This window comes from Streptomyces sp. ISL-43 (assembly GCF_018614195.1).
In the GTDB taxonomy this organism is placed as follows: Bacteria; Actinomycetota; Actinomycetes; order Streptomycetales; family Streptomycetaceae; genus Streptomyces.
Window position 1 is genome coordinate 19,264 of sequence record NZ_JAGGOT010000045.1, and the last position, 12,164, is coordinate 31,427.

Below are 12,164 nucleotides of genomic sequence, written 5' to 3' on the forward strand. Positions count from 1 at the left end.
CGCGGTCATCACCGCGGACGGCCGATCCTTTCTCAAGCACGGGAAACACCCTGGAGAGGCGCGGGCCGAGAAGGAACGGCTGGAGGCAGACGCCGAGCAAGCTGGTTTTGCGCCCGCGGACGGAGCCGCGCTTATCTCCCGGCTGCGCACCTCGGCAGGGAAGGTCACCGTTACGGATCCAGGTCTGCAGACCCGGGGCCGGTGGCGTACTACGACGCGCTCCACCACGGACATATACCCGACGGCCACAAACTCCGCTGGGTCGGCCGCCAGCGAGGCGACAGTACCTTCACGCTAGTGGACGAGGAAGCCGAGAAGGCGGCCCGGCCGGAGCCAGTGCCGGTCATCAATGTTCCGGACGTCCTAAACCGCCCCCACCCACTCGTCCGTGCGACGCGCAAGGCCCTCGGCAGGTCCCGGACCATGGTCGACACCCGAGGTGCGCCCGAGGTCATCCCCCTCCTCCTGTCGCGTCCACTCGTCGACCGAGCGCTTCGGATCATGGACGCGCTCCTGACGGAGGCCGAGAACCGCGGCTACCAGGTCGAGGCGCACACGGAGCTGCATCGCGGCGAGCCTGTGCACTCGGTGGCCGTGGTCATCCGTGGTAGGGCTTTCCCTCTGTCACTCACTGAGCTCACTACCAAGGTGCCGCACGAGCCGACTCCCGAGGAGATTCGCAGACAGGAACGCAACCGATGGACGCAGGTGCCCAAGTACGACGAGAAGCCCAACGGCCGGCTCTCGGTCGGTGCGCCCGCCGGCAGCTGGCAGCATCGTTCGTACTCATACAGCGACAGCCCTCGTTGGACACTGGAATCCCGGCTGGGACACCTTCTCCAGGGCTTCGAGCACTCCGTGGCAGAAGCCGAGCGCATCCAGCGGGAGAAGGAGCTCCGCGAGGCCGAGCAGCAGCGTCGTCAGTACGCAGTCATCGCTCAGGCACGCGCGCGTCAAATCGAAGAGCACCGGGCCGAGATATTGCTCGAGCAGGTACAAGCATGGCGTCGAGCCGCCGAGATCCGTGACTTCTGCCGTGCGGCGCGCGCGAGAGCCGACGCGAGCACCCCTTCGACGGGCGAACTCCAATGCTTGCAGTGGGCCGAAGAGTACGCGGCCAAGACGGATCCGCTCCTCTCGCCCCTCGCCCCTCCGCCCGACCCTTCGGCGGACCGTGAGTCGCTCCGAAGGTTCCTGAAAGCCGATCCGGCCACCTCTCCGTGGCCGTTCGATGCACGAGGACGCTGGACTGGGCCTGCCGAAATTCAGACCGGTCCGCGTCCGTGAGCTGTGAAAGTCTCATCAGCGCACGAGCGCGTCTCTCCACGGAAACGCCTTCGCCCCGTCCGTGGAAGGACGGGGCGAAGGGCTGGCTATATGGCCAGGGATACGGTCAGCGGTGCATACAGGCGTTCCCACGCCCCGAGAACGGCTTTGTGCGCGTCCGGCTGCAGGTGCGCATAGCGCTGCGTGGTCTGGAAGCTTTCGTGACCCAGTAGGTGCTGGACCTCGTAGAGCGAAACGCCTTTCTGGACGAGCCACGAGGCGCAGGTGTGGCGCATCGAGTGCGGCGGGTAGTGCGGGACGAGTTGCTGCTCGCCATCACCATCGAAGAAGTGGGCGCCTTCAACCGAGGGCCACCAGGTCTGGCGTCGCCAGTTGCCGTCGTCGAGACGGCGGCCGGCCCGGCCTTTCGTGGTGGTGGTGAAGACCAGCGCGTCGCGGTCGAGCCGGTGAATGTGACGTTCGAACGCGTCGAGGACGTGCGGCGGGAGCGGGACCTCCCGCCGGCTCTTGGAACTCTTGGGGTACTCCTTGATGCCGCTCTTCGTGTTGACCTCTACGACGAACAGGCGCGAGCGGCGCTGGTCAATGCGGTGGCGGTGCAGGCCGGAGAGCTCACCCCAGCGCAGTCCGGTATAGAAGCCGAGCAGGCACATCGTCTGCCAGGGAGCCGGGAGTTCGTCCAGGATGCTCTGTGCCTGGTCGAGCGTGAACCACTGCGGTGGCTTGACCGCGATCTGAGGAAGGTCGATGCTGCGGCACGGGCTCACCGCAATCACGTCGTCGTCAACGGCCGCGCGCACGATCGAGGACACCAGGTTGTACGCCCGCTTTATCGCGGAGGGCCCGACATCATTCTCGACCAGGGCCCGGATCCAGCTCTGGATGTCCATGCGGGTGATGGCCCGCATCTCCCAGTCCGCCCAGTAGGGCAGAACATGGTTGTTGATGCTGGATCCATCGCCGCGCAGCGTATGAGGTTCGACTATGCGGGCGTTCCACCACCGGTCGTGCCACTCGCGGAACGAGACCTCGCCAGCTCGTGGGTCGCGCAGACCACCGCGGTTGAACTGGGTTTCCATTTCGACGCCCCAGGCACGCGCCTGGGCCTTGAGGGGAAACGACTCGCTGAACCGGCCTCCGGCCCGGTTGCGCACGGTCGCTTGCCACTTGCCGGTCTTCAGTTTGCGCAGGTACGCGGAACGACTCCTTCTCTTAGATGTCGGCGTTGCAGACGGTTCAGGTCAGCGGCGCCGCATCGGCGCGGCAATCGCCCTGCTGCTGATGAACTCCTCCAGCGCGGCAGAGGGGACACGGACGCGTGAGCGTCCTGTACCGGTGCGCAGATCCACGACCGGCAGCTCGCCGGCAGCGATGAAGCGGTAGATGGTCCGGCGGTCGACATCCAGCGCGTCGGCGATGGTGGGAATGGACAGGAGGCGCGAAGGCATGGGTGGGTCCTTGACTGGGGTCGGGAGGAGAGGCGTCCGACATGCGGGCATCAAAGGCTGGGCGCCGGTCAGGCGGATGAATCAACCCTGTCGGGGGACTGAGACCGTGTAACGGAGAAGTACGACGCTGAAGATTCACCACAACGAGAGAGCTGACGCCCGGCCGGATGTTGACGGCGGCCGTGCACCCTTTGGCAGCTAAGACGTGGCGCCAGAACCTACAGCTCGGACGGGTCCGGGAGAGCCATGACTTCGGCCAGGTGATCCCAGTCAATCTCGGTACCCTGCACGCGGAAGCAGTGCGGATAGCGCACGGAGAGCCAACTCGCTTTCACTCCGGCCCACTCGGCGACGGCGAAGGGCGAGATTCCAAGCCTCAGCCACTCCGCAAGACGGGAATCGCGGAGGATGGAGACCGGCTCCCCCAAGCGCCGGAAGAACAGATCACCCCGAGGCAAGACAGCTTCCTGAGCCTGTCGCCACAGCCGCTGGTAGCCCGACACGGACAGCGGCCCACCGTTCATGCCGGGAAACAGCAGATCGTCCTCCTGCAGACCAGCCTCGCTGATCCACCTGCCCAGGAACTCAACGAAATAGGGCTGAAGGGGAATAACCCTCGCCACCCCTCCGCGGCGGACTGTCAACTCGCCCCAGCCCTCGTTCAGGAGCACCACATCATGCACCCGCACCGTGCGAGCCTCACTCGGACGCAGAGCCTGCTCAGCAACAGTGGCCAGGAAGGGGTGGACCGAACGATTGCCGTCCGCTTGCCCGCGAATCCACTCAAGCAGCGATCGAACCTGCTCCACCGAAATCAGTCGTTCTTCCTTCAGGGCATCAACGGACATAGCCAGGAACTCCTCGGAGAGACAACAGAGAGCACCACGCGAAGCTCCGCGCGATATTTCAATGATCTGGAGAATCCCCGGTTAGGCTGACCGGGGATCGTGGGCTACACTCCACCCACTTCAACGCTCCGGCATCCAAGGACAGGCAAGTAGCAAGCAGAGCTGCACCGCACTTCTCTAGACAGCTCCAGATTCGCTTGCTTTGCCGCACCGTTCCAGTCTTTTGCGCCCTCAATGTGTCTGCCGTCGGCGAATCGGCATGCCAACGAAACCCCCGAAGCGGTACCGCACTCGGGTCCGCTCGCCCGGCTACTTCACCCGCGTAACAGAGCAGGTGCCTTCTAAGCACCTGCTCTATCCTCCGCATGAACCTCTGCCGTAGCCGATCAAGGGCATGCCACGAAGCTGACAGGGCCCACGAGCCCGTACCGGACAACGAGAAAGCTGAAGACCGGCCCGGGACTGGCCAGGGTCGAACCGGACTACCGGTCAGCCCAGGCCGGTTGTGTCGGCGGCGGTTGAATCGTGACCCGGGTGATTCACGCCCACCTCGCCGCGCCGCCTGCGGGCAGCCCGTACGCCGTAGTGAATGCCTTCCTGACCTTCGTCCGTCCGGTGATCGAAGCCGCCACCACCGGCAGCGGCTGCGCCGTCACCGTCGACCCCGATCCCGATCCCGAAAGCGACACGCTGCGTCAGGTCGCGGCCACCGCCTTCGACTCGTGGATCGAGCAGCTCGCCGAACGACTCACCGCCGCCGGTGTCGCACCGCGCGAGCCCGACGACCTGGCCGCCATGCTCATCACCCTGCTGGAAGGCGCCCACGTGCTGTGCCGCGCCTCACGCACCCTCGAACCCTTCGAGCAGACCGCGCGCACGGCTCTCGCGCTCACACAGAGCCGGTATCCCAGCGCCTGAGCCCCGAGCGGCCCAACGGGCGAGGGCTGATCGGGGGACTTACCGTGGTGCGTGTATGGACGCCGCCGCCACGGTGCCCCATCACTCGCGCCACGCTCATCTGCGCAGTGGCGGAGAATCCGGGGAGTTTCCCCGGTGAGGCAGTCCCCAGCCATATGGGGACGGAGAGGAAGTGCGTATGCACCCCACTCAAACGGGCCGGATACGGCGGCTGGTGCCGACGCTCGGGGCCGCATTCGCCCTGACGCTCGTCGCAGTCGGACCTGCCACAGCCACCGCTTCCGCGGCAAGCGGACAGGCCGGCAAAGCCGAGGCACTGAAGGTCGTCCTGCTGGAAAAGGAACCCGTCTTCGGCGACATGAATGCCATGACGCCGGGCAACGTCCTGCTGTTCGAAGAGCCCGCTGTAGACCCGCAGTCGGGGAAGCCCATCGGAGACTCGCTGACCCGGATCCAGTTGCTGAAGGACGGCAGTTTCCTGCTGGACTGCACCGTCCGGCTGGCCAAGGGCAACCTGGTCTTCAGCGGCGGCGAGGAGTCCGCGAACGTAGCCAAGAAGGTGACGTTCGCAGTCATCGGCGGAACCGGGCAATTCAGCGGAGCCTCAGGCCAAGTGGAGAGCACCCCCACCACGATCCAAGGACAGAAGGCGGCACTCCTGGACTTCAAGCTGCGCGGCTGAGGCAGCACCTTCCTACCGAGAAGGCGCGCGCCACCGGCGAGGATCCGGGGGCGTCGCGTCTTCGCGGTCTCGGTCAGGCAGCGCCGCGCGGCAGTCGGGCGGCCAGCAGGAGCTCGGCCGTCGCCTTGGCCGTCTTGGCGCTTGTCGGTGACTTGTCGAGGTGGGCGGCCGCGATGGCGCCGTCACACAGCTGGACCAGGGCGGCTGCCAGTTCGCCGTCCCCACCCGCGCCGAGCGGTTGCAGGAGGCGGGCGAACAGGGCCGGCAGCCAGGCGCGGTCGTAGGCGATGACGGCCTGGATGCCCTCGTGGTGAGGGTATTCGGCGGCGGCGTTGGTGAAGGGGCAGCCCCGGAATCCGGGCTGGGAAATCGCCTCGTGGAAGACGTCGAAGACAGTCAGGACCCGGGCTGCCGGATCCTGGGCCCGCGCCTCGACCTCGCGCGCGACATGCTCCCGCCAGGTGTCGGTACGGCCTCGCAGGTATGCCTCCACGAGGTCTTCCTTGGTGCGGAAGTGAACGTACATCGACGACTTCGCGACGCGGCTCTCGGCGATCACTCGGTCGATGCCGACCGCGTGAATGCCCTCGGCGTAGAACAGCTCGTCCGCTGTGGCGAGCAGCCGTTCACGTACCGGCGGAACTCCTGACTTGTGGCCCATGGCAACCAGTATCGAACGAACAGATCTGTTTGACAACGCAGGTAGACGACCCTACCTTGATCAAACCGAACAGACAGATCTGTTCGATCCGATGCCAAGGAGCCTCGATGACCCGCGTGCACCTCGTCGACCCGGCCACCGCGACCGGCGCCGCCGCCGATCAACTCGCAGCGACTCAGCGGACCTTGGGCGTCACACCCAACATGGCCCGGGCGATGGCGAACAGCCCGGCGGCCCTCAAGGGATTCCTCGGCCTGTTCGGCGCCCTGAAGGAAGGGGTCCTCTCCCCTGCCATACAGGAACGGATCGCCCTTGCCGTCGCCGAGCTCAACGGCTGCAGCTACTGCCTGTCCGCGCACACCATGGTGTCCCGCAACGTCGTCAAGCTGCCGGATGAGGAGATCGAGGCAGCCCGGTGGGGCACGAGCGCCGAGCCGAAGGCCGCCGCCGTACTGCGCCTGGCGGTCGCGATCACAGAGAGCCGGGGCCGTATCGACAGCGATGCGTTCGGCGCGGCACGCGATGCCGGCCTCACCGACGAGGAGATCGTCGAGACGATCGCCAACACGGTCCGGAACATCTTCACCAACTACGTGAACGAATCGCTCGACGTGGACGTCGAGTGGCCGCTCGTCACCCCGTTCGCCGGTGTCGCCCGCTGATCCGGCGCGGTTGTGCGACGGCGTGGGGCCGCCCGCCTCTTCCGGGCGGGCCCCGGCGGCATCACGCCGAAGGCCGGCGGGGCGTCACGCGGGACCGAGTGCCGCCGCGCCGAAGGACACGTTGAAGCGGTCGCACCAGATGGTGACGCTGGAGTAGTCGGCGAGCTTCACGTCGGCCGGGATCTCGTAGTTCTGGTCGCCCTTGTTTCCCTTGAGCTTGCCCAGGCTGACGTGCTTGCCGTCGTCGAAGACCTCCCAGCCGTCCTTGCCCTCCTTCACCGGGGCATCGGTCAGCCAGACGCGCAGGTCCGGCCCGTTGCTGGTGTCGAGGTTCTCCAGCCGCAGCGTGCGCGTGCCATCGGAGAGCCGGATCAGCTTGGCCGTGCCGGTGGTGGTGTGCTCGTGGCTGACCAAGGTTCCCTGAAGGAGGGTCTGCGGACCGGGAGGGGCAGGAGGGGAATCCGTGGGGACCGCCGTCGGCGAGGAACCAGCCGGCGGGGCGGCCTGCACCGTCGGCAGCGCCTCGCTGACCGTCTCGTTCTGCCAGAGCTTCCACGGCTGGAACAAGTACAAGCCGACGCCCAGCACCACCACCACCGCCATCAGCGCACTGGCGATCAGCCGTCCGCGCCTTCCCCCGAATCCCACGTCGGCTCCCTCGCCATTTCCCTCACTGAATGTGTCACCCACAGTCAACGGCCTCGACGCCGGTGGCGCCATGCCCGGCCGCGTGACGATTCCCTTACGGCGCCTCAGCGCTACAGGCGGAGATCCACATCGCGACGGCGGCGGCCAGGGCCAGCGCCCCGAGCCCGTACCACCCCAGCGGCAGACACCGCCTCCTCGTCAGGCTCCACAGACTCCAACAGGCCCAACTCTCGTACGGTCGCGCCGCCCCCGTCGGCCGAACGCACCCGCGCGGCCGGAAGCCGCGCGAGCAGCCCGCGCCCCAGGCCGGGCCGCCGCCTCGGATCCGACTGCGGTTCTCCGGCGCCCGGCACCACAAGCGTCGCCCGCACGTCACGGAGTTCGACGGTCAGCCGGTGGGCGAGGCCGTTGTCGTCGCAAACGACCATCCGGCCTGCGGCATCAGGCTGTTGAGGGTGCGCGGAGATCGAGGACACCGCCACAGGATGGCCGCGCGAGGACCCGTGGCCGGGCACGGCAGCGTGTGAGAGCGGTGCCCGGGTCAGCGGCGCAGGAGGTGGCGCATTGCGACGACGGCCTGCATCGCGGCCGCGGGTCGCAGCAGGGTGGGGCGGGGCCGCTCGGGCATCGTGCCGTGGCGGATGCCGATCGCGGTGACCGTGGCGATCGGCAGGGCCCACGCGGTGATCGCCGCCGCGCGCACCAGCCGGTTGGGTTCGTGGCGCAGGGTGAGCCAGGTCCAGAACGCGGCGTCGGCGAAGGTGTCGGCGTAGTCGCCGAACGGGGTGACGGTGTGCTGATGGCGGGCCAAGCGGCCGTCGGCCAGGTCGAGGGCGATGGCCAGCGCCCCCGACCAGCGGGTCGAGCCGAGGGCGGTGGCGGGGAGGTTGCCACGCGCCAGGGTGAGCGTATCGGCGGCCGAGATGTGGTCGCGCTCGTCAAGGAGGCCGAGGTGAAGAACGCTCAGGGCCCACGAGGCCGCCACCCAGCCGGGCCCCGGCCGCCTGTTTCGGGCGAGGCCGGCGAGCAGGCCGTGCAGGGCCGTGATCTGAACAAGTGCCTGTGGACGGCGTGCCGCCTGGCGCACCGACCGGTCCCCGGCCTGCAACAGGAAACGGGCGACGGCGCGCGGAGTCCAGCGGCCTCGTTTCAAGAGTTCCAGCAGGGCGTCGGTCGCCGCCCGGCTGTCGGTGAGATCCGCTACGCGCACGCGGGCCGGCCTTTCTCTTCTCCTCCCGGGATGTGCTGCCCACGGTAAGCGCCTGACTCGCCGCCGGAACGTAAGCGCGCTCACCGTTCACTGGGGCCGGTCGGCCGTAGCGTCGTTCCTGGACAGTAAGGGCTGGAACACGAGAAGGGCTCGGGTATGGCGTGGCTGACGAAGCTGGCGGGTGTGGCCGCGGTGGGCGGGGGCGGTGCTGCGGCCTGCTACCTGGGGCTGGTCACAGGGGCGATGCCGCTCGATGTGGGCGTCGGCCGGCGGATCCGCCCGCTCGGACCTCAGGTCGTCGACATCCGGGCCCCTCGGGACGTGGTCTTCGACGTGATCGCGCAGCCCTACCTCGGGAGGGCCACCCGGGCGATGCGGGAGAAGGTACGGGTGCTGGAGCGCGGCAGCGACATGGTCCTCGCCGCGCACTCCACCCCCGTGGCCGGCGGGAGGCTGACGGCTGTCACGGTGGAGACGGTGCGCTTCACCCGGCCCGAGCGGGTGGACTTCCACCTGGTACGCGGACCGGTGCCCCATGTCGTGGAGTCGTTCGTCCTCACCACGACCGAGGCGGGGACGCGTCTGGTGTACGAGGGGGAGCTGGGCACCGACGGGTGGGCGCTCGGGCAATGCTGGGGGCGGCTGGTGGCGGCGCGCTGGGAGAAGACGGTCGCCGCCTCCCTGGCCTCGGTCAGGCAGGAGGCGGAGAGGCGCGCAGCACTGCAGTGAGCTGGCGCCGCCTCTGCGGCTGACGGCCGCGTTCCGCACAGGCATCCGGTCGCAGGAGGTCGGTCATGGTGTCTCAGCGCAGGTCTCGCACCGAGCGGGAACAGGCCCTCGGGTACCTCAAGACGGCGTACCGCGAAGGCCGACTCGACCAGCCCGGGCGCGTCGAGGGCCTGGTCACGCAGGCTGGGCGGGCCCGCACCATCGACGGAAGGAACACTCCGCCGAACGGTCCGCGCCCGGACGCGGAGGGAGGTGAGCCCGCGGCTGCCACCCGTCTGGTGCTGGTCCGTGCCAGGGTGGGTGACTGGCTGTACCGGGCGCTCAAGCGCGCGGTGTTCTGCTGGCTGCCGCCCGGCTATGGCTGACCATCGCGACGGCACGCTGTACCGGGCGTCGACCTCCCCTGCCGGCCCGATCGCTCGGACCGGGTGTCGGCCCGAAGATTCCGTCACTGCGTCCCGGCCTGTGGGGATACAGCGTCGGGCGGGCCGTCGGTGCCGCGGGCGGGGCCGGCTTGCCGGGCGGTCCGGGATGCGCCCCAGATCAGGGTGCTGAGCAGCATCACCAGCGTGAGCGGGTAGAAGACCGGGCGCAGGGGGAGCAGTACCGGCAGGAGCGCGGCGGCGGTGCTCGTGCCGAGGACGAGCAGGAAGGCCGGCACGCAGCAGGCGAAGCCGAGCAGGAACGCCGGCAGGACGCCGAGCAGCCGGGCATACCTGGTACGCCGGCAGGAGGCTGCCTGCCGGGCGGCGAACGCGGCGACTGCGACGTTGCAGCCGACGAGCGCGGCCACGAGGGCGCCGAGCAGCAGGTTGGGCGGGCTGACGAAGACCGCCACGTAATCGGAGGGATGCCAGGCCAGGACCGGCTCGAACAGGTACGGTGCCCGGGCGTGGAGCAGCTGACCGGGCTCGGCCTGGAAGACCGGGGCGCCGGTGGACCGGCCGGAGGCGGACACAGCGAGGTCGCCGATGGAGAACAGGTACACCAGCAGAGTGACGGCGGCAGCGATCAGTGCGGCCCGCCTGTGGCGGCGTACGCCGAGGGCTGCCCGTACGCGGCGCGAGGTGCCCACGGCGGCGGCCATGGCCGCGTCCCAGGCGTCACCGGCCCTCGCGAGGGCTGCGGCGAGCCGTTTCATTGCCGGACCTGGCTGTTCGGGTAGAAGGCGTACCAGGCGAACCACATGGAGTCGAGGAAGTCCGCCGTCTCCCACCGGTCGCCGACGCTCTGGACGACCCGGGCCGTGCCCAGCCGGCCGTCCCAGCGGGCCTCCACCTGTGTGCCGCCGATCGTCGAACGGACAGTGCCGGCCTTGCGCACGAGGTCCTTGTGGATCGCCAGCCGCTCAGTGCCGACGCGTACGCCGATGACGACGTCCTTGTCGTCGAAGCGGTCGCTGGTGGCCATCACCGGGAAGACCGGGCCGCCCTTGACGTAGTAGCCACTGCGGCCCGGGTAGGAGCCGTACGGGTCGCTGCCGTAGCTGCGCAGCGCCCCGGTGTTCGTGGACAGCACCTCGGTGTCGGGGTGAGCGGTGCGCCACTGCTTCCAGGTGGTCCACACCAGCGGGACGGTGTCCAGCTTCGTGCCCTTCAGCGGGCCGCTGACCGCAGTGCCGATCAGCTGGGGCCACTCGGATCCGGTCTGCCGGTCGTACATCAGCAGGTTGGAGTTCACCAGCCGTCCCGTGGTGCCGAACGACAGGGGCTGGACGCCGGGCGGTGCACGGAACCCGATCACCGTGCCCGTCAGCGGGCAGTAAGTGACCGTGAGCGGCTCACCGCCCACCGTGTCGTTGACGATCTCGTGCCACACCAGCACCAGCTGCGGATACGCCCGCACCTCGCCGCCGTACTCCAGGCCGAACACCCGGTCGTCGTCCCTGAGGAAGCCGGCGTCGCGGGCCGGAACGAAGCGTGGCTTGTCGATGGAGGGGATGCCGTCCTTGCCCGGTCCGCCGGAGACCGCGGCGCCGGCCAGGGCCTCCAGCGACGGGTCCTGGCCCGCCTGTACGGCTGTCACCGGCTCGGAGGGGCGATCGGAGAGGGCCTGCCAGCCGGCCACACCCCCGCCCACGAGCAGGACGACGACTCCCCCGATCATGCCCGCACCCTTGACGGCCTGCCGCCTCGACGGGCGGGGAGCCTGCTGACCATTCACCTGGCACCTCCCGAACCCCCGAAGACACCGGCTTCCACGGCGAACACCGCTTTCGCACTGCTGATGGTCCCGCGCGCGAGGGAACGGTTCGGTGAGCGCGCTTACAGTTCTCGCCCCGCCGCGGGGCCTACGTTCGGATCATGGTGCTGAGGATCGTGCTGGGCGCGGTGTACACGGCGATGGCCATCGGCCAGCTCGCCTCCTTCAGGCACATGCCCGCCATCCTGTCCGCGTACGGGCTGGTGACCGGCGGCGCCGCGACCGCACTGGCCGTCGGCCTGATCGTGGGCGAGCTGGTGTGCGGCATCTGGTTCCTGGCCCGGCCCCGCTCCAAGGCCCTGGCCCCGGTGTGGGTGTATACCGCCGTCTCGGTGGTTTGGACGGTCCTGGCCGCACAGGCGTACGCACGCGGGCTCACCGTGGCCAACTGCGGCTGCTTCGGGATCTACCTGACTCAGCGGCTGAGCTGGTTCGTCCTGCTCCAGGGCGCCCTGACCCTGCTCTACGCGGGAGTTCTGCTGCGTGCCGCCCGCACGGCTCCCGCCCGTGCGTACGCAGACCGAGGGGAGGCGGGTCGTGGCGTCCATATCCCGTGAACGATCCGGCCTGGGCGGTGTGGCGGCGGCCGTGGGCGCCGCGCTGCTCATGGTGGCCCGCTGCGCAGGTCCGCTCCGCGTGACCGGCGGGGCGCTCGGCGCCGCCGGCGGCCGGCTCGGCGACCCGTGGCTGATCACCGTCGGAGCGGTGGTGCTCCTCACCGGGACCGGCTACGTCCTGCGGTGCCGGGTCCGCCGCCGCAGGGGCGCCGGACAGGAGGACTGCTGCCCCACCGTCCCGGCTCAGCCCCTCGACCAGGATGACCCGGCACCGCGACGCCCGCTGGACGGTTGACACCGCCCCCCATGGAG

Annotated in this window: 16 protein-coding genes; 8 read left to right on the plus strand and 8 right to left on the minus strand. The window is 69.0% G+C overall.

All coding sequences use genetic code 11. The features are described from left to right. Positions 1-297 precede the first annotated feature (297 nt). A complete protein-coding gene (locus J7F03_RS25510) occupies positions 298-1,287 on the plus strand; it encodes a hypothetical protein (RefSeq protein ID WP_251072470.1) in 990 nt (329 codons plus the stop codon). Between the two features lie 86 nt (positions 1,288-1,373). On the opposite strand, the gene J7F03_RS25515 is transcribed toward J7F03_RS25510, so the two are convergent. The 3 genes from J7F03_RS25515 to J7F03_RS25525 all read right to left on the minus strand — a co-directional run bounded on the left by J7F03_RS25515 (position 1,374) and on the right by J7F03_RS25525 (position 3,583). Beyond that, positions 1,374-2,441, minus strand: a complete 1,068-nt coding sequence (locus J7F03_RS25515) for a tyrosine-type recombinase/integrase (RefSeq protein WP_308379962.1) — start codon at positions 2,439-2,441, stop codon at positions 1,374-1,376. Between the two features lie 87 nt (positions 2,442-2,528). Beyond that, a complete protein-coding gene (locus J7F03_RS25520) occupies positions 2,529-2,735 on the minus strand; it encodes an AlpA family transcriptional regulator (protein ID WP_214953344.1) in 207 nt (68 codons plus the stop codon). 218 nt (positions 2,736-2,953) lie between these two features. Next, positions 2,954-3,583 carry a tyrosine-type recombinase/integrase gene (locus tag J7F03_RS25525; protein ID WP_214953346.1) on the minus strand — a complete coding sequence of 210 codons (630 nt, stop codon included), beginning with the start codon at positions 3,581-3,583 and terminating at the stop codon, positions 2,954-2,956. Positions 3,584-4,108: 525 nt separating this feature from the next. Here J7F03_RS25525 and J7F03_RS25530 point away from each other — a divergent pair. Beyond that, positions 4,109-4,501, plus strand: coding sequence for a hypothetical protein (locus J7F03_RS25530; RefSeq protein ID WP_214953348.1), 393 nt, complete (start codon positions 4,109-4,111; stop codon positions 4,499-4,501). 178 nt (positions 4,502-4,679) lie between these two features. Continuing rightward, complete coding sequence (locus J7F03_RS25535; RefSeq protein WP_214953350.1) at positions 4,680-5,183, plus strand: hypothetical protein; 504 nt, start codon at positions 4,680-4,682, stop codon at positions 5,181-5,183. A gap of 73 nt (positions 5,184-5,256) precedes the next feature. On the opposite strand, the gene J7F03_RS25540 is transcribed toward J7F03_RS25535, so the two are convergent. Continuing rightward, the gene (locus J7F03_RS25540) at positions 5,257-5,844 is read right to left on the minus strand and encodes a TetR/AcrR family transcriptional regulator (RefSeq protein WP_214953351.1); all 588 of its coding nucleotides are present in this window, start codon (positions 5,842-5,844) and stop codon (positions 5,257-5,259) included. Between the two features lie 107 nt (positions 5,845-5,951). Here J7F03_RS25540 and J7F03_RS25545 point away from each other — a divergent pair, with 107 nt between their 5' ends. Continuing rightward, positions 5,952-6,506, plus strand: coding sequence for a carboxymuconolactone decarboxylase family protein (locus J7F03_RS25545; RefSeq protein WP_214953353.1), 555 nt, complete (start codon positions 5,952-5,954; stop codon positions 6,504-6,506). Positions 6,507-6,590: 84 nt separating this feature from the next. Here J7F03_RS25545 and J7F03_RS25550 read toward each other — a convergent pair whose 3' ends face one another. After that, positions 6,591-7,109: a DM13 domain-containing protein gene (locus J7F03_RS25550; protein ID WP_214953440.1), complete on the minus strand. Its 519-nt coding sequence runs from the start codon at positions 7,107-7,109 to the stop codon at positions 6,591-6,593. A gap of 586 nt (positions 7,110-7,695) precedes the next feature. Continuing rightward, positions 7,696-8,364, minus strand: a complete 669-nt coding sequence (locus tag J7F03_RS25555; protein WP_214953355.1) for a CDP-alcohol phosphatidyltransferase family protein — start codon at positions 8,362-8,364, stop codon at positions 7,696-7,698. Positions 8,365-8,520: 156 nt separating this feature from the next. Here J7F03_RS25555 and J7F03_RS25560 point away from each other — a divergent pair, with 156 nt between their 5' ends. Together J7F03_RS25560 and J7F03_RS25565 are read left to right on the plus strand one after the other, a co-directional pair. Beyond that, positions 8,521-9,093 carry an SRPBCC family protein gene (locus tag J7F03_RS25560; RefSeq protein WP_214953357.1) on the plus strand — a complete coding sequence of 191 codons (573 nt, stop codon included), beginning with the start codon at positions 8,521-8,523 and terminating at the stop codon, positions 9,091-9,093. 65 nt (positions 9,094-9,158) lie between these two features. Continuing rightward, positions 9,159-9,458 (plus strand): hypothetical protein, encoded by a 300-nt coding sequence (locus J7F03_RS25565; protein WP_214953359.1) that lies wholly within the window; start codon positions 9,159-9,161, stop codon positions 9,456-9,458. An 83-nt stretch (positions 9,459-9,541) separates the two neighbouring features. Here the strand turns inward: J7F03_RS25565 and J7F03_RS25570 are convergent, their stop codons facing one another. Beyond that, positions 9,542-10,234, minus strand: coding sequence for a hypothetical protein (locus J7F03_RS25570; protein WP_214953361.1), 693 nt, complete (start codon positions 10,232-10,234; stop codon positions 9,542-9,544). Continuing rightward, positions 10,231-11,199, minus strand: a complete 969-nt coding sequence (locus tag J7F03_RS25575; protein ID WP_214953364.1) for a DUF3179 domain-containing protein — start codon at positions 11,197-11,199, stop codon at positions 10,231-10,233. Before J7F03_RS25575 ends, J7F03_RS25570 begins: the two co-directional genes overlap by 4 nt. 197 nt (positions 11,200-11,396) lie before the next feature. Here J7F03_RS25575 and J7F03_RS25580 point away from each other — a divergent pair, with 197 nt between their 5' ends. Beyond that, positions 11,397-11,852, plus strand: a complete 456-nt coding sequence (locus J7F03_RS25580) for a MauE/DoxX family redox-associated membrane protein (RefSeq protein WP_214953366.1) — start codon at positions 11,397-11,399, stop codon at positions 11,850-11,852. Then, entirely contained in the window at positions 11,833-12,147 is a 315-nt protein-coding gene (locus J7F03_RS25585; RefSeq protein ID WP_214953368.1) for a hypothetical protein, read from the plus strand. Before J7F03_RS25580 ends, J7F03_RS25585 begins: the two co-directional genes overlap by 20 nt. The last annotated feature ends 17 nt before the right edge of the window (positions 12,148-12,164 follow it).

What these genes read in the sequence shown, in the direction of transcription:
- J7F03_RS25520 (WP_214953344.1), bottom strand. Translation starts at nt 2,735, where the DNA reads ATGCCTTCGCGCCTCCTGTCCATTCCCACCATCGCCGACGCGCTGGAT.
- J7F03_RS25525 (WP_214953346.1), bottom strand. Translation starts at nt 3,583, where the DNA reads ATGTCCGTTGATGCCCTGAAGGAAGAACGACTGATTTCGGTGGAGCAG.
- J7F03_RS25535 (WP_214953350.1), top strand. Translation starts at nt 4,680, where the DNA reads ATGCACCCCACTCAAACGGGCCGGATACGGCGGCTGGTGCCGACGCTC.
- J7F03_RS25540 (WP_214953351.1), bottom strand. Translation starts at nt 5,844, where the DNA reads ATGGGCCACAAGTCAGGAGTTCCGCCGGTACGTGAACGGCTGCTCGCC.
- J7F03_RS25545 (WP_214953353.1), top strand. Translation starts at nt 5,952, where the DNA reads ATGACCCGCGTGCACCTCGTCGACCCGGCCACCGCGACCGGCGCCGCC.
- J7F03_RS25550 (WP_214953440.1), bottom strand. Translation starts at nt 7,109, where the DNA reads ATGGCGGTGGTGGTGGTGCTGGGCGTCGGCTTGTACTTGTTCCAGCCG.
- J7F03_RS25560 (WP_214953357.1), top strand. Translation starts at nt 8,521, where the DNA reads ATGGCGTGGCTGACGAAGCTGGCGGGTGTGGCCGCGGTGGGCGGGGGC.
- J7F03_RS25565 (WP_214953359.1), top strand. Translation starts at nt 9,159, where the DNA reads ATGGTGTCTCAGCGCAGGTCTCGCACCGAGCGGGAACAGGCCCTCGGG.
- J7F03_RS25570 (WP_214953361.1), bottom strand. Translation starts at nt 10,234, where the DNA reads ATGAAACGGCTCGCCGCAGCCCTCGCGAGGGCCGGTGACGCCTGGGAC.
- J7F03_RS25575 (WP_214953364.1), bottom strand. Translation starts at nt 11,199, where the DNA reads ATGATCGGGGGAGTCGTCGTCCTGCTCGTGGGCGGGGGTGTGGCCGGC.
- J7F03_RS25580 (WP_214953366.1), top strand. Translation starts at nt 11,397, where the DNA reads ATGGTGCTGAGGATCGTGCTGGGCGCGGTGTACACGGCGATGGCCATC.